This window comes from Pseudomonas sp. 05N434 (assembly GCF_056396965.1).
In genome coordinates this window covers 1-22,873 of sequence record NZ_JBFTMK010000034.1, presented here as the reverse complement: position 1 = coordinate 22,873, position 22,873 = coordinate 1, and the positions used below count along the sequence as shown (strand labels likewise).

Below are 22,873 nucleotides of genomic sequence, written 5' to 3'. Positions count from 1 at the left end.
CATGCTGCGTTACGTGCACTTGTCGCCGGAAGAGCTRATGACTCACTACCGCGACAAGTGCGCCAGTGCCCGCATCAGCGCCAGCGAGCGCACCCAGTTCCTTGATGCCTTGCGTCTGGGCCTGACCCGTTCGTCTTACCTGTCTTCTTGAGGTAGGGCACCGCGCCCATCAGGTTGTCTGAAATTTCTCCGTAGGTTGCGGAAATTTCAGATGACCTGGTGCGGGGCTTCTCTTTTGTCACGCGAAATAGCCCACATACCGAGCAATCCAAGCGATGTGGTCTTCTTTTCGCGTAGGTCATTTCCTAAGTTGTACTTCGGCACTCTACTCGGCCATGTCTCTCAGCGAGAATCCCCGGCCGCCCCTCCTGTAGAGAATCGCCGATGTTCGATTCAGTCAACGAGCCGTCATTTCGTCTGGATATAGCGGGTCTTGCCGACCCCTTTGAGGTCTTGACCTTTACCGGTAGTGAAGCGATCAGCGAGCCTTTTGCGTTCGACGTGGATCTACTGAACGATGACCCGACACTGGACCTTGCAAGCCTGCTGTACCGCTCGGCCTTTTTACACTTCGGGCCGCAGGGGGAGGGTATTCACGGACAGTTGCTTGGCCTCGTTCAACCCGGCCATGGCAATGAGCCCAGGCTTTGTCGTATGCGTCTGGGCCCCAGGCTTGCTTGCCTGGCCCAGCGCTTCAATCAGCGAATTTTCAGCGATCGCTCGGTGCCGGACATTCTCGCCCAGGTTCTCAAGGAGCACGGCATTGCCGGCAAGGATCGTCGTTTCGACCTGAACGGCGATTACCCGTCCCGTGATTTCTGCACGCAGTACCGGGAGTCGGACCTGCAGTTTTTCCAGCGTCTATGCGCCCAGGAGCGGCTTCATTACTACTTCGAGCACCGTACGCGCGGGCATTGTCTGGTCTTGGGCGACGGTCCGGGGCAGTTTCGCCGTGGCGAAGAGAGGGTCTTCGAGGATGTGAGCGAGCGACCGGGAGTGCATCAGTTCAAGCTTCATGGCTGCGGGCAGATTGCCGAGGGGCAGACGAACCTGCCAACGCTGCGCAGCGGTCAACTGATGCCGTTGTCCGGTCATCCGTATGCGGACTGGAATCGTCTCTGGCTAGTGACCCATGTCGAGCATCAGGGAGGACAACAGCCAGATTTTTTGTATCGCAACCAGCTGCGCGTCGTTGCGCAGGAGGTGCCTTACATCGCGGCTCATCCCGTTGTGAAACCCAGGATGCACAGCCTGCAAAGGGGATGGGTAGTCGACGTCGGTGAATCTCGCCCCGATCCCGGCAGATCGGTCGCCGTGCAGTTTGACTGGCTATATCAGGGCGAAGGCGCAGCCCCCAGCCACTGTTGGTTGCCGTTGTCTGGCGAGCTGGAAAGCGCGGGTGTCATGCCCTTGAGTGAGGGCACGCAAGTGCTGGTGAGCTTTATCGAAGGTGATCCTGATCAACCGTTGATCAGCGGATTTCTTCCCGGAGCACCGTCCAGCGCAGAGCCGGGCATGGTCGAGCTGCTATCCGCCTCGACCACTGAAGCCAGCCGCGCGGTTGATGGTTTATTGGGCTTGCTGCAATCCAGCGAACCCTTGGTACTCCTGTGTTTGCTGCCAGGTGGGGGCAGTTTCAGTCATTGCGCGCAATCCTTATGCACTTGCCGGGCAGCGACGCAGCTTGGCCAGAGCGGTGCGGCATGATTGCCGTTCAGGCGCCCGACTCGACCCCGCAATGGCTGTTGCTCGATGTGCCGGGCGTGCCTCAGGCCGGTGCGATGTTGCGGCAACAGTTTGCTCATGTCCGATGGTTCTGGCTGTTCGAAGGCAGCGAGTTTCATCCGTTGCGTGAGCACGGGCCAGTGTTGGTCGACCTTCGCGAATGCCCGGCACTCGCCGAGCTGTACTCAAGTGAGCCGCATACATGGGGCGGGTTGCTGCTGGTCAGTGAAGCCTCTTCATCACAACTGCTGGAGCATTTGCGCCGCATGCTCACCGTCACCTTCAGCCTGCATCACCGGGCCTTGTTGAGTTACTACAACCCTCAAACGGCGAGTTACTTTTTCGATGCCTGCGATGCGCAGGAGCTGAGTCGCTGGCTCGGTCCGATCGATCAGTTACGCTGGTTCGGCGGCACTTGGGCCGATCGGGCCATTGGCTGTCTGGGCTGGCAACAGTTGTTCAATCCACGGCTTGCCGTCAGGCCGCTGGCCATCGAAGAAAACCTCAGCTCGCGTCAGCGAGACAGCTTGCAGACCTGCCTGCTGGAGCAGCATGCCTGGCGCTGGAGCCGATCCACCGGCACCGACTACAACAGCTTGTGGGCTCACCTGCAGGAAGGGCTGGCGCTGGGTTTCAGTGAGCGCTCGGTGCTCGACGGCTGGTTATGGCTGCGCTTGCAGCACCCTGACGCCGTGCCAGGGCAGTCGTTATCGGGAACCACCCAGCAGGAGCGTCTCGATAGCCTGCGCAACCTGTGGCAGAACGATCAACCCTGAACGGGTTGAAGGTATGTCGCTCGTCATCCTTTTAACCAGCCGTCGTTCTTGCGCAAGTACCAGGCGAATGTGCCAAGGGTCAGGCTGCGCAGCACCATGAACAGCAGGAAGGTTATCCACAGTCCATGGTTGCCCAAGCCTTGCAGTATCCAGGCGAAGGGCAGTAGCAGGATCACGGTCAACAGCATGCCGTTGCGCATTTCCCGGGCGCGGGTGGCGCCGATGAACAGGCCGTCGAGCAGGTAACTCCAGACCGCAATCAGCGGCAGCGCGGCGAGGTACGGCAGGTAGATGAAGGCGGTGTCGCGCACGCTCTGGATGTTGGTCTGCATCTGGATGAACAGGTGCCCGGCGTACAGAAACAGCAAGGCGAACCCCAGGCTTGCCAGCAGCGACCAACCGCACGCCACCACCAGTGAGCGGCGCAGGGCATCACGGTCGCGAGCGCCGATGGCGTGTCCGCACAGGGCTTCCACGGCGTGGGCCAGACCGTCCAGCGCATGGGCGGTCAGCAGCAGGCCGTTGAGCAGCAGCGCATTGGCGGCGACCGTGGCATCGCCCAGTCGTGCACCCTGCACGGTGATCAGGAAGAACACCGACTGCAACGCCAGGCTGCGGATGAAAATATCGCGGTTGACCGCCAACAATGGGCGCCAGCTCTGCCACAACGCCAATGCGGCCCAGGCGATATGGCCGGGATAGGCGCGCAGGGCTTTGCGGGTCATGAACAGGCCGATCAATGCGCCGGTCCACTCGGCGATCACCGAGGCCCGTGCCGCGCCGACCACTCCCCACTCCAGGCCAAGCACAAACCACAGGTTGAGTGCGATGTTGACCAGGTTGGTGCTCAGCAGAATCGCCAGCGGAGCCCGGGCATTCTGGGTGCCGAGAAACCAGCCGACCAGCGCATAACTGGCCAGCGCCGCCGGCAGGCCGAACAGCCGTGTGTGGAAAAACTCGCGGGTCAGTTGATCCAGCTCTGCCGACGGTTGCATGAAGTGCAACGCGACCCCGCTCAACGGCACACCTAACGCCCCCAACAAAATGGCCAGGCCCATGGCCAACAACAGACCTTGCAGCAAAATCTGCCGCAACGCAGCGCCATCCCCACGCCCGGCCGCCTGGGCGGCAAATCCGGTGGAGCCCATGCGCAGAAAGCCCATGGCCCAGGCAAGAAAGGTATACAGACTGGCGCCCACCGCGACGGCGCCGAGCTGATGAGCATAGGGCAGGTGACCGATGACGGTACTGTCGACCAGCGCCACCAGCGGTACGGAAATGTTCGAGAGAATCATCGGGGCGGCGAGCGCCCAGACGCGGCGATGGGTCGGACGGTCGCGCCAGTCGGCAATCAGGTTGGACATGCAGGCTCCTTGGGGGCGCCTGCATTGTAGCGACGAACTCGGAATCCGCATCGATCCATTGTGGAAGCGAGCCTGTGTGGCAGCCTTAGTGAATGATCCAGCTCAGCAACCACAACCCCAGCAGCAACCAGATAATCCCCATGATGATCGACGCGTTCATGAAGGCGCGGATCGCCGACCACAGCAGCATCAGCCCGAGGATCAAGGTGATGATGCTGATGATCGAGGTTTCCATGCCCAATGCCTGGGCCAGCCCTTCGACAAAATTGCTGCCGGCGTTGCTCAACAGGTTGAACAGGCCACTGAGGGTGTCGATGATAAAACGGATGACCGAACCGATTGCCTGGCCGAGCCATTCGAAAAAGCTGTCTACCTGCATGTGTACGTCCTGATGGAGTGGTGGCGTGGTTGCCGGATCCGAGCCTTGGGCTATTGATCGTGCTCCCGGGTTCCCGTGGAAGCTGCCGAAGGCTGCGATTTTTTTGAGTATGGCGCAAGTACGCAGGCACAACGCTGCCACTTGCCTTCACCCGTCATCCCCCTGAAGCTATACGCCTTCAGGAGAGCCCGATGAACCTTGTTGAACTGACCGAACGCCTGCACGCCATTCGTGACCGCAATGACTGGCGGCAATTTCACAGCCCGAAAAACCTGGCCATGGCCGCGAGCGTGGRAATGTCCGAGCTGGTGGAAATCTTCCAGTGGCTGACCGAAGACCAGTCGCGCCAGTTGCCGGCGGACAAACTGGCCCATGCCGGGCAGGAAATCGGCGACATCGTGCTGTATTTACTGCTGCTGTGCAGCGAGTTGGGACTGGACATGAATGAAGTGGTACGTAACAAGCTCGCGGACAGCGAACGGCGGTTCAGCTGATGAGCGACCGTCATTTCGATCAGTTGGCGACCCGCTTCGCTGAAAAAATCTACGGTGGCGCCAAAGGGGCGATCCGCCTCGCGGTGCTGCAGGCCGACCTGGCCGAAACCCTGCCGGACCGCCCGTTGCGCGTACTGGACATCGGTGCCGGCCTGGGCCACATGTCGTTGTGGCTGGCCCAGCGCGGTCACCAGGTGACCCTGGCCGAACCCGCCGAGCCGATGCTTGAAGGCGCTCGCCAGCGTTTTGCCGAAGCCGGGCAGACCGCGACATTCATTCAGGCGCCGTGGCAGGAGTTGCTTGGTCAGCTCACCGAACCCTACGACCTGGTGCTGTGCCACGCCGTGCTGGAATGGCTGGCCGAACCCCATGCCATTTTGCCAGTGCTGCATCAGCTGACGAAGCCGGATGGCTGGTTGTCCCTGGCGTTCTATAACCGCGATGCGCTGATCTACCGCAACCTGCTCAAGGGCCATTTCCGCAAGATGCGCAAGAACGACATGGCCGGCGAGAAGCAGAGCCTGACGCCGCAACAGCCGCTTGATCCACGGGAGCTGGCAGCGCAACTTGAGGGTCTGTGGCGGGTCGAAACCCAGAGTGGAGTGCGGGTTTTTCATGACTACATGCCGGTGGAATTCCAGGCCCGCGCCGAACTGCTCGACTTGCTCGAAATGGAACTGGCTCACCGCCGTCACCCAAGCTTCGCCGGGCTTGGGCGCTACTTGCACTGGATCTGTCGGCCGATCTGACCGGAGTGCGCAATGAATAGTCGTTCAGGTTTACTGGTGATCTGTCTCGGGTTGGCGGCCTGTCAGGGCAGCAACCCTTACATCGCGACGTCCAATCCCTTGCCACCGGCACCGCCCCAGGCCGCCGGCACTTTCGACCGCAGCGCCTACCCGGCGGCGCCACGGGATTACGGTCGCTACCGCAGCTGGGCCTGGCTCAACGGGCGCCTGCCTGCGGGCACGGCCTGGGCCGATTCGGAGCAGGTGGCCGAAGTCGTCAGCAATGCCCTTGACCAGCGCGGCTTGCGCCCACTGCACGACAACCGCCCGGCGGACCTGTTGGTCAGCGCCGACCTGCATCTGGAAACCCGCTTGCGCCAGGTGCAGGACGGCTCTGGTTACGGTGGCGGCTATGGCGGCGGGTATTACGGCGGTGGTTACAACCGCTATGGCACGGGTTACGGCATGTACAACAGCGTGCCGGTCGTCCGTACTTATCAGGTACAGGTTGTGGTGGTGCGGGTCGATCTGTTCGACGCAAGCACCGGTCAACCGGTGTGGAGTGCCAGTGCCGAAACCAGCAGTCAGGGCAACCAGAGCGAACGTGCCGATGCCCTGCGCGAAGCTGTCGAAAAGGCCATGTCGGCGTATCCTCCTAGTTAGCTTCCTGTTCAGGAAGCCTCCCGCAGGTGCATGTCTTCAATCGGAGAAAAATCATGTTCCGCCGTCTCGTTTTACTGGCCATCGCCGCGCTGCTCACTGCCTGCGCCGCCAACGAGGTCAATCATGACTTCGATGCCAGCCGCGACTTTGCCGCCTATCGCAGCTGGAGCTGGAAAGAGCCCGCCGTGCAGTACCGTCCAGACGACCCACGGATCAAGAGTGACCTGACCGAGCAACGCATCCGCCAGGCCGTTGCCGATCAACTGGATCAGCGTGGCTTGCGTCCGGCCGCCGCCGGCGCCAAGGCAGACCTTAAGGTGCAGACCTACCTGATCGTTGAAGATCGCCAGCAACAAGTGACCACCTCCTATGGCGGTGGTTATGGTGGTCCATGGAACGGCTATTGGGGCGGGCCGATGTACAACGAAACCCGCAACGTCAGCTACAAGGTGGCGACCATCCAGATCGACCTGGTTTTTCAGTCATTACGCGTTATCGTTCTTCGCGGGCAAGCCTCGCTCCTACAGGATCTTCGTCGTCACACAAGCCCGCAATAAGTTGGTGGGATGGCTAGTTGCCAGCAATCCGGCAAACCCTTGTCTACACTGCTCTTCATCAATGGAGGTAGCCCTCGGCGGTGCGCCGGCAAAGGAGTGCGCCATGTCTCCCTGCTTGCAGTTTCGTAGCCCGGCCCGGCAACGGGGAGCGATCGGTTTGATGGCAGTGCTGACCCTCGGCATGGCCCTGGTGTTCCTGCTGATCGTGGTCGACAGTGGCCGCTTGTACCTGGAAAAACGCAGCTTGCAGCGGATAGCCGACATGGCCGCACTGGAGGCTGCCACGCGCAACGGTGATTGCGCCGTGGGTGCCAGCGCTACCGCCTATGCCACCGCCAGCGTAAACCGCAACGGCTTCACCCTTCCTGACCCCACGCGCAGCCTGGCGGTAGCCTGTGGCACCTTGAGCCTGGACGCCAACAGTCTTCGGGTTTTTGTGGCTAACCCAAGCAGCAGCGAAGCCATTCGGGTGATCGTCAGTCATTCAGTGCCGCAGAGTTTCGCCGGTGGCGTTGGCGCCCTGTTCGGCGGTGCGCCGGCCGGGGCCACCCTCAACCTGACGGCGACCGCCGTTGCGGCGCTGCCGCCACCGCTGGCATCGCTGACCCTGCGCACCACAGCGCTGAGCATCGATAGCAGCAAGTCGGCCACCCTCAATGCGCTGTTCGGCGGTTTGCTCGGCGGCAGTCTGAACCTGTCCGTGGCAGGGTGGGATGGGTTGGTGAACACCAACATCAGCCTGCTGGGTTACCTTGATCGACTGAAGGTCGACCTCGGCCTCAACGCCGCCGGGTATAACCAGGTATTGGGCGCTTCGGTGGCCGTCAGCCAGTTGATCCAGACCGCCGTCAATGTGCTGGACCCCGGCGGCACCCTCGGCGCGACGGCGACTATTGTCGGTCTGCAAGCCCTCAAGGTGGCCGCTGGCTCCACGACTGTGGTGTTGGGCAATCTGCTGCACGTCGAGAACGGCAGCGACGTCTCAACGTTCGCGACGACTGTGAGTGTGTTCAACCTGATCGAAGGCGTCGTGCAACTGGCCAACAAGAAAAACGGTGTGGTGGCGACAGTGCCGATCAATCTGGCAGGGCTGGCGCAAATCACCGCTCGGGTGCAGGTGTTGGAGCCGCCGCAACTCTCCGCGATCGGCAATCCGAAAACGCCGCGCTGGATCCGCTGGGGCCCAATCGGATCTACGTGAGAACCGCACAGCTTCGCACGTTGTTGTCGATCGACTTGCCGGCGCTGGACGCCATCGCGGCGCTGGTCAATGCCGCGGCGGATCTGGCAGGACCGCTGACCAACACCCTCAACGCCTTGCTCAATCTCGACCTGGTGGCGGTGCTCAACTCACTGACCTGTGCCATCGGCGTGCCCTGTCAGACGCCCGACGTCATCGTGCTACCGGGGCCGATACGGCTCGACGTGGCGCTGGACGTCGCCAGTGCCGATAGTTACGTCACGGCTTACAGCTGCATCAGCAACACCAACACCAACAAAACCCTGACCACCAACACCAGCGCATCGCTGGTGAACCTGAAAATCGGCCGGATCGATGCCGCCAGTATGTTCGGCAGCAACACCGTACCACCGACGGTCACGGTGCAGCCGTTGAAGCTGATCGATATCGGGATCAAAACCTGCCGCAGGTTTTTGTTCGTGCCCATAACCTGCGATCCGCGTGTATCTGGCGTCGGTGGTGGCATCGATGTCGTTGCCGACACCAGTGTGGCGGCGAACACCAACATGCCCCATGTCTACTCCGCACCACCGGCCAACAGCCTGCCGGACATCAGCCAGCCGCCGTTTTACTACTCATTTTCCACCAGCAGCATTGTCAGCAACTTGCTCAACACCCCGGTCAACCTTCACGTCGATATGTATGGCCCGTCAGGCAGTCTCGTCGGCGGTCTGGGGGCGATCCTGAGCAGCGTGACCAGTTTGCTGGTCAGCGCAATCAACGGCGTGCTCAACCCGTTGCTCGACAGTCTGATCAACACTGTGCTGATAAGCCTTGGGGTCGACTTGAACAAGGTCGACGTCGGCGCCAACCTCAGTTGTCACTCAGGGCGCGCGTCGCTGGTGATCTGATCGCCCGTGACAATCGGCAACTCGATGCAGAAGCGGGCGCCCTCGGCCGAGTTTCTTACGCTCAACCGTCCGCCCATGTTCTCGACGATGCCGTAACTCACCGACAACCCGAGCCCGGTGCCGACGCCCACCGGTTTGGTGGTGAAGAATGGCTCGAAAATCCGCTCCAGCAACCGTGGGTCGATGCCGCCGCCGTTGTCCTCGACCCACAGCCGCACTGAATGCTCATCACGTTCGGCGTACAGCGAAATCCACGGTTTGAACGCCGGGTCGGCCTCGCGTTTGCTCAGCAACGCATCCCGTGCATTGACCATCAGGTTGATCAGCACCTGTTCCAGCTGATCGACGTAACCGCGCACCTGCACATCAAAACCGCTCTCGCTGACCCGCAGCTCAATGCCTTTGCCGCGCAAGCCTTCGGACAGCAGCGCCAGCGTGCCCTCGATGGCTTGAACCGGATTGAACGGCTGCTGCTCGACCTCCGAACGCCGGCCGAACACCCGCATGTGATCCACCACCTTCGCGGCGCGCTGGACTTGTGCGTCGATGCGATTGAGCTTGTCAGTCAGGTAATCGATTTGCGCATCGCCATTGCTCAGACGCTTGAGCACATTGACGATGGCCATGCGCATCACGTTCAGCGGCTGATTGATTTCATGGGCAAGCCCGGTGGCCATTTCGCCGAGGGTGGCCATTTTCGCGCTCTGGGTAAGCTGCTGCTGGGCGCGCCTGACCTCAGTGTTGTCGCGGCCCACGGCCTGAATTTCCAGCAAACGACCCTGGTCGTCGAACACGCCGCGATCCGACCAGACCCACCAGGCATGTTCCCGTCCCGGCAGTTGCAGGTTGATCTCCGCAGTGCTGACCGGGAACTCCGGGCTCAGTCTACTGAGGCGCTGGAGGAACGCTTCGCGCTGCTCCGACGACATCCAGCTGCCCAGGTTCACCCCCGGCAGCTGCTCGGGTTGGCATTCCAGATAGGTCGCCAGAGGCCGGTTGCCGAACGTCAGCGTCAGGTCGGGGCGGTAGCGGCAGATCATCGCCGGGGAGTCTTCCACCAGGATCCGGTAGCGCTCTTCACTCTGTTTGACTTTCTCGGTGGCCAGGGTCGCCTCGGTGACATCCAGCCACAGGCCCACGGCTTCCACCGGCAACCCGAGGTCATCGCGCAGCAGTTTGGCTTCGTCGAGCAGCCAGTGGTAATCGCCGTGACTGTCGCGCAGTCGATAACGGGCGCTCACCGAACCCTCGCGCAGCAGTTGCCGGGTACGCTCGAAATAGCCGTCGCGGTCTTCAGGATGGACCCGCTCCACCAGCGAGCCTGCGGCGCAATCGGCGAGCGACCAACCGAGCAGCGGCAACAGGCTGTCACTGAAAAACGTCGGTTGCAGCGCCCCTTCGACATAGCGCTGCACGTAGATCACCGCCGGTGAACTGGCGATCAGGTTGTCCAGCCGGGCATGGGCGGCAGCGGCGTTCTGCTGTTGGTTTTTGATGTCGCTGATGTCGAGCATGAAACCCACCAGCCGGCGGTTTTTACCGATGCCCAACGCCTGGCCTTGCAGTCGGTACCAGATCGGCGTTTGTGTCGTGTCGGGGCGATGCAGCCGTACGCACAACAGCAACGGCGCGCCTTCGTCTTGCAAGGATTGCAGGCGAATCGTCAGCTCTTCACGGTCGGCGGGATGAATCTGTTCGAGCCAGTCGTGCAGCGGAAAACGAGTGTTCGCAAGGTTCAGCGTATTGGCGAGCGACGGCGCCAATTGCACTTCGGCATGGTCGCTGAAGACCTCCCACCAACCGGTACCGAGCAAGGCTTGTAGAGATTCCAGCCGCTCCAGTTGCAGATGGTGTTGATGTTCACGCAAGCGCTCAAGCAGCGGCCCGGCCAGGGCGGCGGTGAGTTGCAACCAGTCGCGCTCGCTCAAGTCGGGGGCACGTTCTTGCACCGGGTAGAAACCACAGAGCAACCACGCGACCACGCCCAGGGCATTGCGATAGGGCACCGCGAACCCTTCGGCATTGCCGAAGATACTTTGCAGGCGTGGGTGCTCGCTGGGTGTCAGCTGTTGGGGGACTGAGCCATTCAAACTGTCGAGGCCGGTGCCCAGGCGTTGATGGGTTTCCCACAACCTTGGTGCATCGAAGGCCGTGTACTGCTGGTGAATCAACCAACCCTCGGCCTGTTCATCGAGCAAGGCCATGGCCATGCACGGGATCTGAAAACGCTGGGCCAGGCCTTGCAGTTGTTCGGCCAGTACCTCGGGCAGGCGCGTCAGGCTGCACAGGCGCAACTGCTCGCTGACCTGCGCCGCGAGCAACTGGCACTGTTCACGACTGCGCGCTTGTCGACGTTCGAGCAACAGATCGCCGATGTCGATCAACTGCAATAACCATCCTTCGCCCAACGGCTGCACCCAGCCGCGCAAGTGCAGCGGTTGTCCGGCGAGGCTGAAAAAATCCAGGTCCAGGTTTTGTCCCTGCCACTCGGCCGGTGTGCCTTCGACCGACAGGGCGCTATGGGGCATGAGGTAATCGAGCAGGTGCGGTGACTGCGCGTCGGGTATCTGTTGCGCCAGCAGATGCCGCAACGGACCGCTCAGCTGAATCACTCGACCTTCATCATTCAGATGCAGCTGCAAGCCGACACGCTGCACGCTCGCAGGCTCTGGCGTGTTCGGGGTCTGTGGCGGGTGACGATTGAGCAGACGCCCGAAGAGTTTGTCCCCGGAGCTCAAAACTGCAGGCTCGATTGGGCCGTGAGGGTCGGCGGCAGATTGGGCACCGAACCGATTCCCGGCAGTACCAGAAACGGCAGCACTTGATTCAGTTTACTGGTGGGGTAGTTGATGCTGACCGTCAGCACGCCGCCGGTGTAGGTGGCGCTGGCGTCGGTGGCCACGTTGAAATTCAGCGCGGCGGGAATCCAGGCCAGCTGCCGGGTCAGTTCGGTGGTCGCGATGTTTCTGACCGCCGTGTCGTAATTGGCGGTGCTCGGGTCCAGCGCCACACTGCGACGCACCGCTTCGGCCGTGGATTTATTGAACGATTGCATCAGCAACAGCGGCAGGCTGTAACTGACCAATCCATAAAACACGGCGAAAAAAATCACGAACACCAAGGCAAACTCAATCGCCACGGCACCTTTTTGCTTGCGGGGGAGGCCTGTTTTCATGAGTGCGTCTACCCTGACAATTACTGCGTAGTGTCAGCATAGAATCATTCAGCCAAAACGGACGTTTTTTACCGGATGCAGAGCCTTGTCCTACTCATCTGGCTGACGCTTTGCGCAGCACAGGATGCCCGAGAGCGCCACATCGCCAATGGCCTGACCGTCGGTGCAGGTGTGCTGGCGCTTATCTATCTGTTGTGGACAGGGACTACGTGGCTGGGGGCCGAGGCGGTGCAGGGCGGCTGGGCTTTGTTGTTGGCATTGGCCTTCACCTTGCCCGGTTATGCAGTGCGACGCATGGGGGCAGGCGACGTGAAGCTGATGGCGACGCTGGGTCTTGCGACGGACKGTACGCACCTGCTCGGCGGTTTCATCGGCGCCGGGGTGGCCAGTGTGCTCTGGCTGCTGCTGGCGCCAAGACTCTGGCTGCATATGGGGCAGAGGCTTAGAACGCGTCTTCGTTACCTGGAGCCTGGCGCGTCAAAAAAGCAGCCCTTTGCGCCGTTCGTGCTGGTGGGTGTGCTGCTCACACTGGCCTGGATGCATTAATCGCAGGCGTCCCCTGTTCTATGTACATAGTTGGAAAGTGCGTCTACTTTCAAAATTGTTGTTGTACAGCCTGTGGTGTCGGTGCAGGAGCAGCCAAGCCAGACTTGGCATGGAGTGGCACGTGAACAAGCTTACCTCGGCAGTAAAAGTTCTTGTGGTTGATGATGAGCCGTTGATTGTCGAAGAGCTTTGCGAGTTCATCGAGCTCAATGGTTATCGCTGTGTGCCTTGTGTCTCCGGCCATCAGGCGATCGAGCGTTTCAGCGAAGACGTGAATATCGGCTTGGTGCTGTGTGATTTGCAGATGCCTGACATGGATGGCATCCAGCTTGTCCAGGCGCTGCAGCGGTTGTCCGGCAAGCATCGGGCGTTCGAGGCGATCATGCTCACCGGGCATGCGAACAAGCAGGATGTGATCAAGGCTTTGCGTATCGGGTTCGCCGATTACTATCAGAAGCCGATTGATCTGGCTGAGTTGCTCGAAGGTTTGCAGCGTCAGGAGGTGGCCTTGCAGGAGCGGCAGAGAAATCTGCAGTTGGGGCATTTGAGTCAGAAGCTGCAGTACCTTTGTGAATCGATCGATGAGCTTTATCAGGATCTGGACAAGGTTCGTCGGGGGGCGTCTCCGGAACCTGTGTCAGGTTCAGTTGACGGTGTGGTCGGTGAACCGGAGCGGGTGGTGGGGATGCCGGCGGTGTTCAATCAGTTGTCGCCGCGTCAGTTGGAGGTGGCGCAGTTGGTGGGCAAGGGGCAGACCAATTATCAGATTGCCTGTGAGTTGGGGATTACCGAGAACACGGTGAAGCTTTATGTGTCGCAGGTGTTGCGGTTGACGCATATGCATAATCGTACGCAGGTGGCGTTGGCGTTGTCGCCCGGGAATGCCGGGGGGCGGCGGGTTTCTGCGCATTGATCTTGGCGGCCTTTGGGCCGGCCATGTTCTTGTTGACCGGGTACATATCCATTTCTGCGGTAACGGCTGCTTAGGGTTCCGCTCTTACAGCGGGTCACTTTTGGCAAACGCCCCAAAAGTAACCAAAAGGTCTCGCCCCGAACGTACGGCCCCTCGCTAAGGCTCGGGGTTCCTTCGCTCCGGTATTCATCTGGGGGCATCGCCCTACGGTTGGCTTCGCTTCAACCTACATGCGATGTGTTCGACTGCGTCGAACGGCGCTACGCGCCAATCCCCAGATGAACACCGGAACGAGGCCTCCCGAAGGGGCGGGTGAATCAAGATCAAAAGCGGCAGGCGAGCTAACGCTCGGCCTGTTGAGTGGTGAGGGGCGGGTGTACGCCGCTCCATTGTGGGAGCGGGCTTGCTCGCGATGGTGGCCTTACAGGCAACGATGTTTATTGGTCGGTAAAAACGTCAGAACCTTCCCACATGTTTTTCAGGTTGCCCGTCGGAAGCGGCGTCTCTAGCCTTTGTCCGTCGCTGACAATTCAGCGACCGGGCGTCGCGGCTCGATTCTTGAGGCATAATCGCTCCACCGAACAACAACACTTTTTGGTGTCTGTCGTTTCGTGTCATGGCGACTGTGCGCGGGATACCTTCGGGTATGCCGAGCAAGCCTCAGGGGTCGGTCCGCGAACCCGCGTACAGCTGCCACCCCAAATTGCGTCGCGGCAATTTGGAAGTGGCTCCATTTCATCCCGGAGGTGTAATCATGTTCAAAGCCACACCAAATCCCCCTGAAACTGATGACGTTTCGCCCTACGAATCCCTCGATTCGAAAAAACTTAACGAAGCCGCCGAACGCGCGCTCGACCACTACCTAAAACCACCACCCAAACAACCCGAAGGCCGCAAGCCAAGCAGGATGTTTCAGGTCGCCCCGGACATGGACAACGAAAGCCTGCTGGCCCATGTCTGCGAATCACTGGCCTCGGCCAGCGTCATGACCAGCGACATCGCCGCCTATGTCGACGCCCCGCAGCGGCATACGCTCCTGGCGATTCAGCAGGTGATCATGCTGGCCGAGCTGGCGGTGAATCGGGTGCTGGATAACGTCGACGTACCAAAACCCGCGCCACACAGCTGACCCCTTGCAGGAGCGAGCCCCTCACCACGGGCTCGCTCCTGCAGGATCACCGGTCTTTCAAGAACCAAAAGCCCGCGCCAGCGCGGTGAAGCTCGGTCCGGCCAGCACGATCAGCAACGCCGGGAAGAGAAACAACATCATCACCACGGACATTTTCGCGGACATTTTGGAGATGTATTCCTGCAAGCGTGTCAGGCGTCGGTCATCGAGCAGCAGCTTGAGCGCCAGCAGTGATTTCATCGCGCCGCCGCCTTGGTGAATCAGTTGTTGAAGGATCACGCAGGTGTCGGTGAATTCGTCCACCGCGAGCAATTGGGTGGCCTTGTTCAGTTCTTCGCCCAGTTCCAGACCGGAATCGACCCGTGCCAGTATCAGGCGCAATTCGTGGGTCAGGGTCGGTAGCAGTTGTTTGCCTTCGACGCTCAACACTCGCAGTGACTGTTCCACCGCCATGCCGGATTCGAACAGGATGCGCAGCAGTGGAATGAAGGTTGATACCTCGATCGCCAGTTGTTTTTGCCGCTGCTGCGCGGCGGCGGCGAGCAAGCGTTTGGGCAGCAGGTAACCGAGGGCTGTGGCGAGGGTTGGAGTGATCCAGTGGTTGTTCACCTGCGGGAAGAACAGGCCCTGAATCAACAGGCACAGGGCCAACGCCAGCACCGGTGTGCCGATCTGGCAGGCGGCGAACAGCGAGCGTTGTCGGGCGCTGCGCCAGCCGAGGCGGTTGAGCAGGGTCTGGGTTTCGTTGTCCAGTTGGATCGAACGCTGACCGATGCGGCTGTCGCCCAGCAGTTGTAGCCAGTGACTGACGCGATGGTCGCTCAGCGGTTTGCCGTCCAGCCGTTGGGCTACCTGGCGTGCACGCCGGTGCTGGTCCAGCAGGCCACTGAGCAGCAACAGCGTGGCCGCCAGAAACAGCAGTGCGCTCAGCAGCAGGGCGATTTTCATACGCTTCGCAACATGCGCCACAGCGCCAGGCAGCCCACGACCTGCAAGCCGAACGCGGTCGCCAGCATCATTTGTCCCGAGCCGCTGTTCCACATGGCCAACAGGTATTTCGGATTGGACACCAAAAAGTAACCGGCAAGCCCCACAGGCATCAGCCCCAGCACCACGGCCGTGACGCGGGTTTCGCCGGTCATGGCGCGCAGTTGGCGCGCCGCCTGGTCTCGTTCGCGGATCATTTTGATCAGGTTTTCAAACAGCTCACTGGCATTGCCGCCGTAGCGGTGATTGACCTYCAGGCCCAGGGCGAACAGGCGAAACTCGTCTTTCTCATACAGCTCGGCGAGGTCCGAGATGGCGTCCGGCAGGCTGACGCCCAAGTGCACGTTGCGTTGAACCCGAGCCATGGCGTCTTTCAGTGGCGCTTCGGCGGCGTTGATGGCGCCCAGCACTGCATCGGCCAGGGTGCGTCCGGACTTCAGGCTGCGCACGGTGTGGTCGAGCAGCGTCGGCAGTTGTTCGATCATGCGCTTGAGTCGGCGCTGATATCGCCAGCTGATGTACAGCCGCAGAGCCAGGGGCGGCACCAGTAGCAACATCAACAAACCGATCCAGCCCGCGAGGGCAAACCCCAGCAGGGCGCCCAAGGCCCAGAGCAGCAGCCACGACCCGATGCGCTCGGTGGGGCGCCCGAGGCCGGCGCGTAGAAAGGTCCGTTCCAGGCCAGACCAGGATGATTTCGCCACGGTCAGTTGCGGTTGCCCCTGGGTCAGGCGGCCGAGGGTTCGGTCGATGCCGGCCTGGCGCAGACTGTTGTAGAACAAACGGATCGACACCCCCAACAGCGTCAGGCAAAGCAGGATGAGCAGCGCCGGTTTGAGCATGCCGTGACCCTCAATACGCCAAGGGAGAGAGTGCCGACTCGCGACGCAGTTTGTCGCCGGCGGGGTTGGCCGCCTCGCGCAGAAAACCGCGGCCGGTGTGTCGGTCGAAGCGGAACAGGGTGTTGGTCACRTAGACGTCGTCACGAATACCGACGACCTCCACCACTTCGCTGACGCAGCGGCGGCCATCGGGCAGGCGCGTGAGTTGGATCACTACGTCCAGCGCCGCGCAAATCATTTGCCGCAGGGTGCGTTCGGCGATGAGCCGTCCGGTCAGGCCCACCAGCGTCTCCAGGCGCAACAGTGCATCCTGGGCGTTGTTGGCGTGCACGGTGCTCATGGAGCCGTCGTGCCCGGTGTTCATGGCGGTGAGCACGTCGACCACTTCGACGCCGCGAATCTCGCCGAGGATGATCCGGTCCGGGCGCATCCGCAGCGCGTTGCGAATCAGGTCGCTGGCCTTCACTTCGCCGTGGCCTTCGGCATTCGGCGGTCGGGTTTCCAGGCGCACCACGTGAGGATGGCCGAGTTGCAGTTCGGCGACGTCTTCGATGGTGACCAGCCGTTCGTGAGGGGCGATCAATTGGCTGAGAATGTTCAGCAGTGTGGTCTTGCCGGTACCGGTACCGCCGCTGACCAGGATGTTGCAACGCTTGCCCACAGCCTCCTGAATGAACTCGAAGATCGCCTGGTCGATGGTTTGCATCGCCATCAGGTCGGTGCTTTTGAGCATGTCCTTGCGGAACTTCCGAATCGACAGGCATGGGCCGTCGAGGGCGATCGGTGGAATGATCGCGTTGACCCGACTGCCATCGGGCAGGCGTGCATCGACCATCGGCGAAGACTCATCAAGCCGTCGGCCCAGGGGCGCGAGAATCCGTTGCATGACCCGCTCGACGTGGTGGTCGTCGATGAACCGCAGGTCACTGAGGTGCAACACTCCCTCACGTTCGACGAACACCCGGTGCGGGCCGTTGACCAATATTTCGGTCACCGCCGAGTCGCGCAGCAGCACTTCCAGCGGACCGAAACCGGTGAGTTCGTCGACGATTTCTTCCGCCAGCCGTTCCATCTCGTAGCGGGAAATCGCCAGGTGCAGACGGGCGATGTATTCGGCGACTTTGTCGGTGACGAACTGCGACAGCATGGGCCGCGACCCTTCCAGCAGGTTTTTCCCGGACTCTTCGATGGCGTCGATGATGTAGCGGTGCAGCACCAGCTTCAGGCCTTCGTGGTCGGTATTGCCGGTCGGCCCGTGCGAGGGCGCGCCGAAGAGTTTTTCCCCGCTCATTGCACGCCCCTCAACCGGTTGAACCAGCCGGCCTTGGGTTTATCCAGGCTTTCGGAGCGTTTGGCCAGCCATTCGCCGAGGGCACGCAGGCTTTGGGTCAGGCCCTCGCGCGGGGCCAGTTCGAACAGGCTCAGCCCCTGATTCTTGGCGTTGAGCCGCACTTCCGGGCYGTAGGCAAACACCGCGATCACCTCCATGCCGAAAGTTTTGCCCAAGGTGTCGGAGTCCGGCGGGACGCTGCGCAGGTAGCGGTCCACCAGCAGTCTGGCGTGGTCGAGCTTCAGGCCTTTTTCGCGCCAGCGGCTGAGCACCTCAAGGTTGCGTCGGCAGTCGAGCACGTTTTGATCGGTGTACCACAGCAACTTGTCGCAATGGCTGACGAAGGTGCGCAATGCTTCACTGTCCGACTGGCCGGTGAGGTTCACCACGATGTGCTGGAAATGTTGGCGCAAGGCACTGAGCAGCATGTACAGCTCGGCGGCGCTGGTCTGTTCGAGCGGTTCATCGTTGCTGGCGTAGGCGAGGATTCGCAGCCCGGCGTCGCAGGTAGTGAAGGCGCTGTCGATCAGCGTTGCGTCGAGGCGCCTGAGGTGGCGCAATGCATCGCCGAAATGAAACGAACTCTCCAACCCCAGCAAGGCCAGGCTGTCGCCACGGGGCAGCCCCAGATCCAGCAACAGCGTTTGCTGGCCGCTCTTTTGCACCACGTGCGCCAGGTGGTTGGCGAGCAACGCGCCGTCGCCATTGCCCTGCGCGCCGTAAAGTACGGTCAGGCCACCTTGTGGAATCTGTTGGGTGTTCGGCGCCACGGTCGGCAGGCGTTTACTCAGGCGTCGCACCAGGCCGGCGACTTCGCTGGACCGCGAGCCGTAAGAGACAAAATCCCGTGCTCCGGCGCGCATGGCGTTGAGCACCAGTTGGTTGTCCATGCCGTCGCCCAGGGCCACGATCGCCAGCATCGGTTTGGCTTCCAGGGCTCCCTCGATCAACGCGCTCTGGGCCACCACATGCTCATGGTCCAGGCCCACGAACACCAGGCTGGCGAAGGTCACGTCCACCAGTGTCAGGAGCTCGTCGAGGTTGCCGCCCCCGGCGCTGATCACTCGACCCAAAGGGGCGAGCGCCCCTTGCAGCCACTCGAAGTCGGTGTTGTTGCGTGTGATCGCGAGGAAGGTCTGGCTCAGGTTCTGGCTTTGGCTCATTGCGATAATCCGCCGTGTTTATCGACGTGGCCGTTTTCGAGGAAGTGCGGCGTGAAACTTCTGCGCATGGAGAGTCCTCGCTCGATTCAGGGCGTTTGTTGGGTGACGGCATTGCCGCGAATGACTTCCACGCTCGGCTTGCGAGGTGCTGCGCCTCTGGGGGCGGGGGATTGTGGAGTGCCGGCCAGGGCCAGTTGACTGAACTGCACCAGCTCGCGGTTGGCGTTGGCCAGGCTCGCCGATGAGTCACCACGGCCGGCCCAGTATTGGCTCAGGCGTTGTTCTTCGGCGCTGCGCACAGCCAGACGCAAAACCCCGACCTGCGCCGCGAGCATCAGGCGGCTCAAGAGGGATTCAGGGACGGCGAGCAACACGGTGCGGGCGCTGGTGCGCAGTTGTTCCTGCTTGAGTTTCTCTTCATGGCTGAGTGCCGGGTTGGCAGGCTTGCCATCATTCGTCAGCCCCAACTGCTCGCCGACCCCGAGTACGCGCAACGCCGGGACCACGACCTGGGCCGACTGCTGGAGGTTGTTGGTGTCCATGCGCAGAAACAGCAGCACATCGACATAATCGCCGGGGCTCAATTGGCCGCCGACATTGATCACATCATCCGCCGCCACGGCGAGGGCGCGTTCATCGGCGCGGATCATCCGCGCCAGCGTACCGCCGGCTTCGAAACTCTGATCATTGAGCCAACTGCCGGCGGTGAGCGCGCGCCAGGGTGTACGGCCAATGGCTTGTTCGAGACGGGTCAGGCAGCCCACCGGGGCGGTACGCAGTTTTTCCAGGGTCACGTCGGCGGCGGTGATCTGCTCGAACGGTGCGATATCACGCAGCAGCACCACCACCGGTTGGCGGGTCGGGTCGTCCACCGAGGCCAGTATCGAGGGCGTTGATGTGCCGATTTGTGCGACAGGCTCGGGGGCCGGTTGGCGACTCAGCGCCAGCCCCCAGTAACCGGCAATGATGGCGCCTGCCAGAAACAGCCCGGCCAGGCCCAGGGTGACGCGGCTGTTCATGAAGGCTCTCCCCCTTTCCTGCGGCGTAACGCCCCCAAGCCTTCTAACGAGATGACTTCGTAATCAGGCAGTTATGAACGTGGGACTGTTTCGCTATTTGACGGTAGCGCAGGTAAAGCAAAATGCCATCACTGAGCGGTAAATATCTGACAAAAGTAACGGGCTGATGCCCAAAGTACTGTTTTGTGACGTTAATCAACCGGTTACTGCTTAAGTATTAATGCGTTCTTACAGTTGTTGGGCATGGGTTTGCCGACAATGCTGATGCTGGCATATGGGAATCATGTTGCGGCAGTGCAACAACCGCTGTCATTCAGGAGACGCGTCATGTCCTTCTCTAAAACGGTTCAGAAGATCAAATCCCACATCGCTTTTTACAAAGACCTTGCCAAAGACACCGAAGGTGCTTCGGGCATCGAGTACGCAATCATTGCAGGCATGGTGGCCGTGGTGCTGGCAACGTTTGTGGCACCTATCTCCACGGCGGTCACCACAATGTTCAACACGATTTCAGCTGCGCTTTGATTTGAAGACTGGCACAGGCAGTCATTTGCCAATCCTGCAAAGGGCTTCTAACGTCATGGCTTAGTCCATTGCAGGTGTTGCCCCATGAACGCTCCAACCCTCCCTCGGCAACAGCTTCTTCTGGTCGATGATGAGGAGGATGCGTTACTGGAACTGGCGGAGTTGCTGGAGGGCGAGGGTTTTACGTGTTTTACGGCAACGTCGGTCAAGCTCGCCCTGCATCATTTGACTCGTCATCCTGATATTGCGCTGGTGATTACTGATTTGCGGATGCCGGAGGAAAGCGGCATCTCGTTGATCAAGCGTCTGCGTGAGCACACGGCTCGTCAGCATTTGCCGGTGATTGTGACGTCGGGGCATGCGGATATGGAGGATGTGAGTGACATGTTGCGGTTGCAGGTGCTGGATCTGTTTCGCAAGCCGATCTATCACGTGCGTTTGTTGGATACGTTGAATAATTTGTTTCCGCAGCCTCGGGGTTTGCTGAGTTCCTGAGCGTACTGTGGCGAGGGGGAAAGCCCCCCTCACCACAATCCATCAGGCAACCGGCCGCCACTGCCCCGCCATATGCTCGATCTCCCCGGCCCCCATCAACTGGAAGTCCCCACTGGACCCCGCCGCGCTGGACATCAGCGTCACTTCGCTGGGCAAACGCACCGGTTTTCTGAACTGCACCGCAATCTCGACGTTGGCCGTCGGTAGATGATCGCTCAGGGCAGCCAGGGTGCGCGCCTTGTTCCACAGGCCATGGGCGATGGCGCTGGGAAAGCCGAAGAGTCTGGCGCTGATCGCGCTCAGGTGAATCGGGTTGTAGTCTCCAGACACTTTGGCGTACCGGCGACCAATGTCCGCCGGTGCTTTCCAGTGGGCCACTTCGGTCAGCGACAAGGTCGTTGCAAACGCTTGCTCGACAGGCTCGCCTGCCAGTTTGACCCCGCGACAGAGCATCTGGCTTTCGGCTTCCCACAGCAGCCCCAATTGGTCGTCGAGCGTCGTCACTAACTCGAAGGTCGCGCCCTTGGCATGGGGTTGCAGGTTCTGCACCTTCACGCTGACCCGCACGCGGCTCACGCCACCCATGGGGCGCAAGATGCGGATGCGATTGCTCAAGTGAATCAGCCCCAGCAGCGGGAAGGGAAACGCCTTGGCGGTGAGTAGTTGCATCTGCAAGGCAAACGCCAGGATGTGCGGATACGTCGGTGGCAGCAGCCCGTTGTCGGCGAAACCACACACTTTGCGATAAGCCTCCAGGCGTTTCGGATCGACGTTGACCCAACAGTGATAACCCAGCTCAGGCAGTGTGGTGCCGGTGATTTTGCGTCGCGTCGCCGCTCTCAAATACAGCGTCTGCAGGCCCGGTTCGCTATTGAGTGTGTGCCAGTCGGTGGTCATGGTCAGGCTCCCAACACGCTTTGCCCGCACACGCGCAGTGCTTGCCCGGTAAACGCTCCGGTGCCCGGTTGTGCCATCCAGGCCACGGCTTCGGCGACGTCTTGCGGCAGGCCGCCCTGGCCCAACGAACTCAAGCGCCGCCCGGCTTCGCGTACGCCGAAGGGCAGGTGCGCGGTCATCTGGGTTTCGATAAACCCTGGCGCCACCGCGTTGATGCTGATGCCGCGCCCTGCCAGCAGTGGCGCCCAGGCCTGGGCCAGGCCAATCAGCCCGGCCTTGCTCGCGGCGTAATTGGTTTGCCCGCGATTGCCGGCGATGCCGCTGATGGACGCCAACAGGATCACTCGGCCGTCGTCGCGCAGCGTGCCGCTGTCGAGCAGCGCCTTGGTCAGCACTTGCGGTGCGTTGAGGTTGACTGCCAGCACCGCGTCCCAGAACTCCGGCGTCATGTTGGCCAGGGTTTTGTCCCGGGTGATGCCCGCGTTGTGCACCACGATATCGACGCCGTCCGGCAAGTGTTCGATCAGTTGCGTGGCGGCGTTTTCGGCGCAGATGTCCAGGGTGATGCTGCGTCCGCCGAGGCGAGCGGCCAGGGCGTCGAGGTCGGTTTTGGCCGGCGCCACGTCGAGCAGGATCACCTCGGCGCCGTCCCGGGCCAGGGTTTCGGCGATCGAGGCGCCGATGCCCCGGGCTGCCCCGGTTACCAGTGCCTTGCGCCCTGACAAGGGGCGTGTCCAGTCCATCACCTGCGTCGCACACGCCTTCAAACGTATGACTTGTCCGGAAATGAACGCACTTTTGGGCGAGAGGAAAAATCGCAACGGGCCTTCGAGTTGATCTTCGGCCCCTTCGCCGACATAGATCAGCTGCAAGGTGCCGCCGTTGCGCAGTTCCTTGGCCAGCGAACGGCTGAACCCTTCCAGCGCCCGTTGGGTGCTGGCGGCGAACGGGTCGCTCAAGGTCTCTGGCGCGCGACCGAGAATCACCAGGTGCGCATGGTGATCGAGATTTTTCATCAGTGGCTGGAAGAATTCGCGCAGCTGTTTCAACTGATCGACCTGCACCAGGTCACTGG

General features: G+C 61.2%; 23 protein-coding genes and 1 pseudogene. 13 read left to right on the top strand and 11 right to left on the bottom strand.

What is annotated here, in order from left to right; genetic code table 11:
* The 3 genes from AC1DLB_RS04150 to AC1DLB_RS04140 all read left to right on the top strand — a co-directional run.
* The coding region (locus AC1DLB_RS04150; RefSeq protein WP_477784639.1) for a hypothetical protein at window positions 1-151 on the top strand (151 nt) is incomplete at its 5' end.
* Window positions 152-384: 233 nt separating this feature from the next.
* Entirely contained in the window at window positions 385-1,707 is a 1,323-nt protein-coding gene (locus AC1DLB_RS04145; protein WP_477744177.1) for a contractile injection system protein, VgrG/Pvc8 family, read from the top strand.
* Window positions 1,704-2,501, top strand: coding sequence for a DUF4123 domain-containing protein (locus AC1DLB_RS04140; RefSeq protein ID WP_477744176.1), 798 nt, complete (start codon window positions 1,704-1,706; stop codon window positions 2,499-2,501). The genes AC1DLB_RS04145 and AC1DLB_RS04140 overlap by 4 nt, the downstream gene beginning before the upstream one ends.
* Window positions 2,502-2,524: 23 nt before the next feature.
* Here the strand turns inward: AC1DLB_RS04140 and AC1DLB_RS04135 are convergent, their stop codons facing one another.
* Entirely contained in the window at window positions 2,525-3,865 is a 1,341-nt protein-coding gene (locus AC1DLB_RS04135; RefSeq protein WP_018928412.1) for an MATE family efflux transporter, read from the bottom strand.
* Between the two features lie 85 nt (window positions 3,866-3,950).
* Window positions 3,951-4,244 carry a hypothetical protein gene (locus AC1DLB_RS04130; protein WP_018928411.1) on the bottom strand — a complete coding sequence of 98 codons (294 nt, stop codon included), beginning with the start codon at window positions 4,242-4,244 and terminating at the stop codon, window positions 3,951-3,953.
* Between the two features lie 191 nt (window positions 4,245-4,435).
* Between AC1DLB_RS04130 and AC1DLB_RS04125 the strand changes: the two genes are divergently transcribed.
* The 5 genes and pseudogenes from AC1DLB_RS04125 (at window position 4,436) to AC1DLB_RS04105 (ending at window position 8,777) form a co-directional block, all read left to right on the top strand.
* Entirely contained in the window at window positions 4,436-4,738 is a 303-nt protein-coding gene (locus AC1DLB_RS04125; RefSeq protein WP_477784638.1) for a MazG-like family protein, read from the top strand.
* On the top strand, window positions 4,738-5,487 hold the full coding sequence (locus tag AC1DLB_RS04120) for a methyltransferase domain-containing protein (protein ID WP_019582282.1): 750 nt from the start codon (window positions 4,738-4,740) through the stop codon (window positions 5,485-5,487). The genes AC1DLB_RS04125 and AC1DLB_RS04120 overlap by 1 nt, the downstream gene beginning before the upstream one ends.
* A 12-nt stretch (window positions 5,488-5,499) precedes the next feature.
* Window positions 5,500-6,129 (top strand): DUF4136 domain-containing protein, encoded by a 630-nt coding sequence (locus tag AC1DLB_RS04115; RefSeq protein ID WP_086944037.1) that lies wholly within the window; start codon window positions 5,500-5,502, stop codon window positions 6,127-6,129.
* Window positions 6,130-6,182: 53 nt separating this feature from the next.
* Entirely contained in the window at window positions 6,183-6,686 is a 504-nt protein-coding gene (locus AC1DLB_RS04110) for a DUF4136 domain-containing protein (RefSeq protein ID WP_477784637.1), read from the top strand.
* 103 nt (window positions 6,687-6,789) lie between these two features.
* Window positions 6,790-8,777: pseudogene (locus AC1DLB_RS04105) on the top strand (pilus assembly protein TadG-related protein).
* On the opposite strand, the gene AC1DLB_RS04100 reads toward AC1DLB_RS04105, so the two are convergent.
* Window positions 8,747-11,515, bottom strand: coding sequence for an ATP-binding protein (locus AC1DLB_RS04100; RefSeq protein ID WP_477745539.1), 2,769 nt, complete (start codon window positions 11,513-11,515; stop codon window positions 8,747-8,749). The pseudogene AC1DLB_RS04105 and the gene AC1DLB_RS04100 overlap by 31 nt on opposite strands.
* Window positions 11,512-11,952: a TadE/TadG family type IV pilus assembly protein gene (locus AC1DLB_RS04095; protein ID WP_018928405.1), complete on the bottom strand. Its 441-nt coding sequence runs from the start codon at window positions 11,950-11,952 to the stop codon at window positions 11,512-11,514. The genes AC1DLB_RS04100 and AC1DLB_RS04095 overlap by 4 nt, the downstream gene beginning before the upstream one ends.
* A gap of 75 nt (window positions 11,953-12,027) precedes the next feature.
* Here AC1DLB_RS04095 and AC1DLB_RS04090 point away from each other — a divergent pair, with 75 nt between their 5' ends.
* The 3 genes from AC1DLB_RS04090 to AC1DLB_RS04080 all read left to right on the top strand — a co-directional run bounded on the left by AC1DLB_RS04090 (window position 12,028) and on the right by AC1DLB_RS04080 (window position 14,540).
* Complete coding sequence (locus AC1DLB_RS04090; RefSeq protein ID WP_477784636.1) at window positions 12,028-12,498, top strand: prepilin peptidase; 471 nt, start codon at window positions 12,028-12,030, stop codon at window positions 12,496-12,498.
* A gap of 109 nt (window positions 12,499-12,607) precedes the next feature.
* Complete coding sequence (locus AC1DLB_RS04085; RefSeq protein WP_018928403.1) at window positions 12,608-13,411, top strand: response regulator transcription factor; 804 nt, start codon at window positions 12,608-12,610, stop codon at window positions 13,409-13,411.
* A 754-nt stretch (window positions 13,412-14,165) separates the two neighbouring features.
* Window positions 14,166-14,540, top strand: coding sequence for a DUF6124 family protein (locus AC1DLB_RS04080; protein ID WP_477744170.1), 375 nt, complete (start codon window positions 14,166-14,168; stop codon window positions 14,538-14,540).
* A gap of 57 nt (window positions 14,541-14,597) precedes the next feature.
* On the opposite strand, the gene AC1DLB_RS04075 is transcribed toward AC1DLB_RS04080, so the two are convergent.
* The 5 genes from AC1DLB_RS04075 to cpaB all read right to left on the bottom strand — a co-directional run bounded on the left by AC1DLB_RS04075 (window position 14,598) and on the right by cpaB (window position 19,881).
* A complete protein-coding gene (locus AC1DLB_RS04075) occupies window positions 14,598-15,488 on the bottom strand; it encodes a type II secretion system F family protein (protein WP_064616076.1) in 891 nt (296 codons plus the stop codon).
* On the bottom strand, window positions 15,485-16,369 hold the full coding sequence (locus AC1DLB_RS04070; RefSeq protein WP_477784635.1) for a type II secretion system F family protein: 885 nt from the start codon (window positions 16,367-16,369) through the stop codon (window positions 15,485-15,487). Before AC1DLB_RS04070 ends, AC1DLB_RS04075 begins: the two co-directional genes overlap by 4 nt.
* A 10-nt stretch (window positions 16,370-16,379) precedes the next feature.
* The gene (locus AC1DLB_RS04065; RefSeq protein ID WP_018928399.1) at window positions 16,380-17,660 is read right to left on the bottom strand and encodes a TadA family conjugal transfer-associated ATPase; all 1,281 of its coding nucleotides are present in this window, start codon (window positions 17,658-17,660) and stop codon (window positions 16,380-16,382) included.
* Entirely contained in the window at window positions 17,657-18,862 is a 1,206-nt protein-coding gene (locus AC1DLB_RS04060; RefSeq protein WP_477784634.1) for a CpaE/TadZ family protein, read from the bottom strand. Before AC1DLB_RS04060 ends, AC1DLB_RS04065 begins: the two co-directional genes overlap by 4 nt.
* 86 nt (window positions 18,863-18,948) lie before the next feature.
* Window positions 18,949-19,881, bottom strand: a complete 933-nt coding sequence (cpaB, locus tag AC1DLB_RS04055; protein ID WP_018928397.1) for a Flp pilus assembly protein CpaB — start codon at window positions 19,879-19,881, stop codon at window positions 18,949-18,951.
* A gap of 327 nt (window positions 19,882-20,208) precedes the next feature.
* Here cpaB and AC1DLB_RS04050 point away from each other — a divergent pair, with 327 nt between their 5' ends.
* Both AC1DLB_RS04050 and AC1DLB_RS04045 read left to right on the top strand, forming a co-directional pair.
* The gene (locus AC1DLB_RS04050; protein WP_064616077.1) at window positions 20,209-20,406 is read left to right on the top strand and encodes a Flp family type IVb pilin; all 198 of its coding nucleotides are present in this window, start codon (window positions 20,209-20,211) and stop codon (window positions 20,404-20,406) included.
* Between the two features lie 84 nt (window positions 20,407-20,490).
* Entirely contained in the window at window positions 20,491-20,901 is a 411-nt protein-coding gene (locus AC1DLB_RS04045; RefSeq protein WP_064616078.1) for a response regulator, read from the top strand.
* Window positions 20,902-20,943: 42 nt separating this feature from the next.
* Here the strand turns inward: AC1DLB_RS04045 and AC1DLB_RS04040 are convergent, their stop codons facing one another.
* Both AC1DLB_RS04040 and AC1DLB_RS04035 read right to left on the bottom strand, forming a co-directional pair.
* Window positions 20,944-21,798, bottom strand: a complete 855-nt coding sequence (locus tag AC1DLB_RS04040; RefSeq protein ID WP_064616079.1) for a MaoC family dehydratase — start codon at window positions 21,796-21,798, stop codon at window positions 20,944-20,946.
* A 2-nt stretch (window positions 21,799-21,800) separates the two neighbouring features.
* Window positions 21,801-22,873: 3-oxoacyl-ACP reductase (locus AC1DLB_RS04035; protein ID WP_477784633.1), on the bottom strand; the 1,073-nt coding region annotated here is incomplete at its 5' end.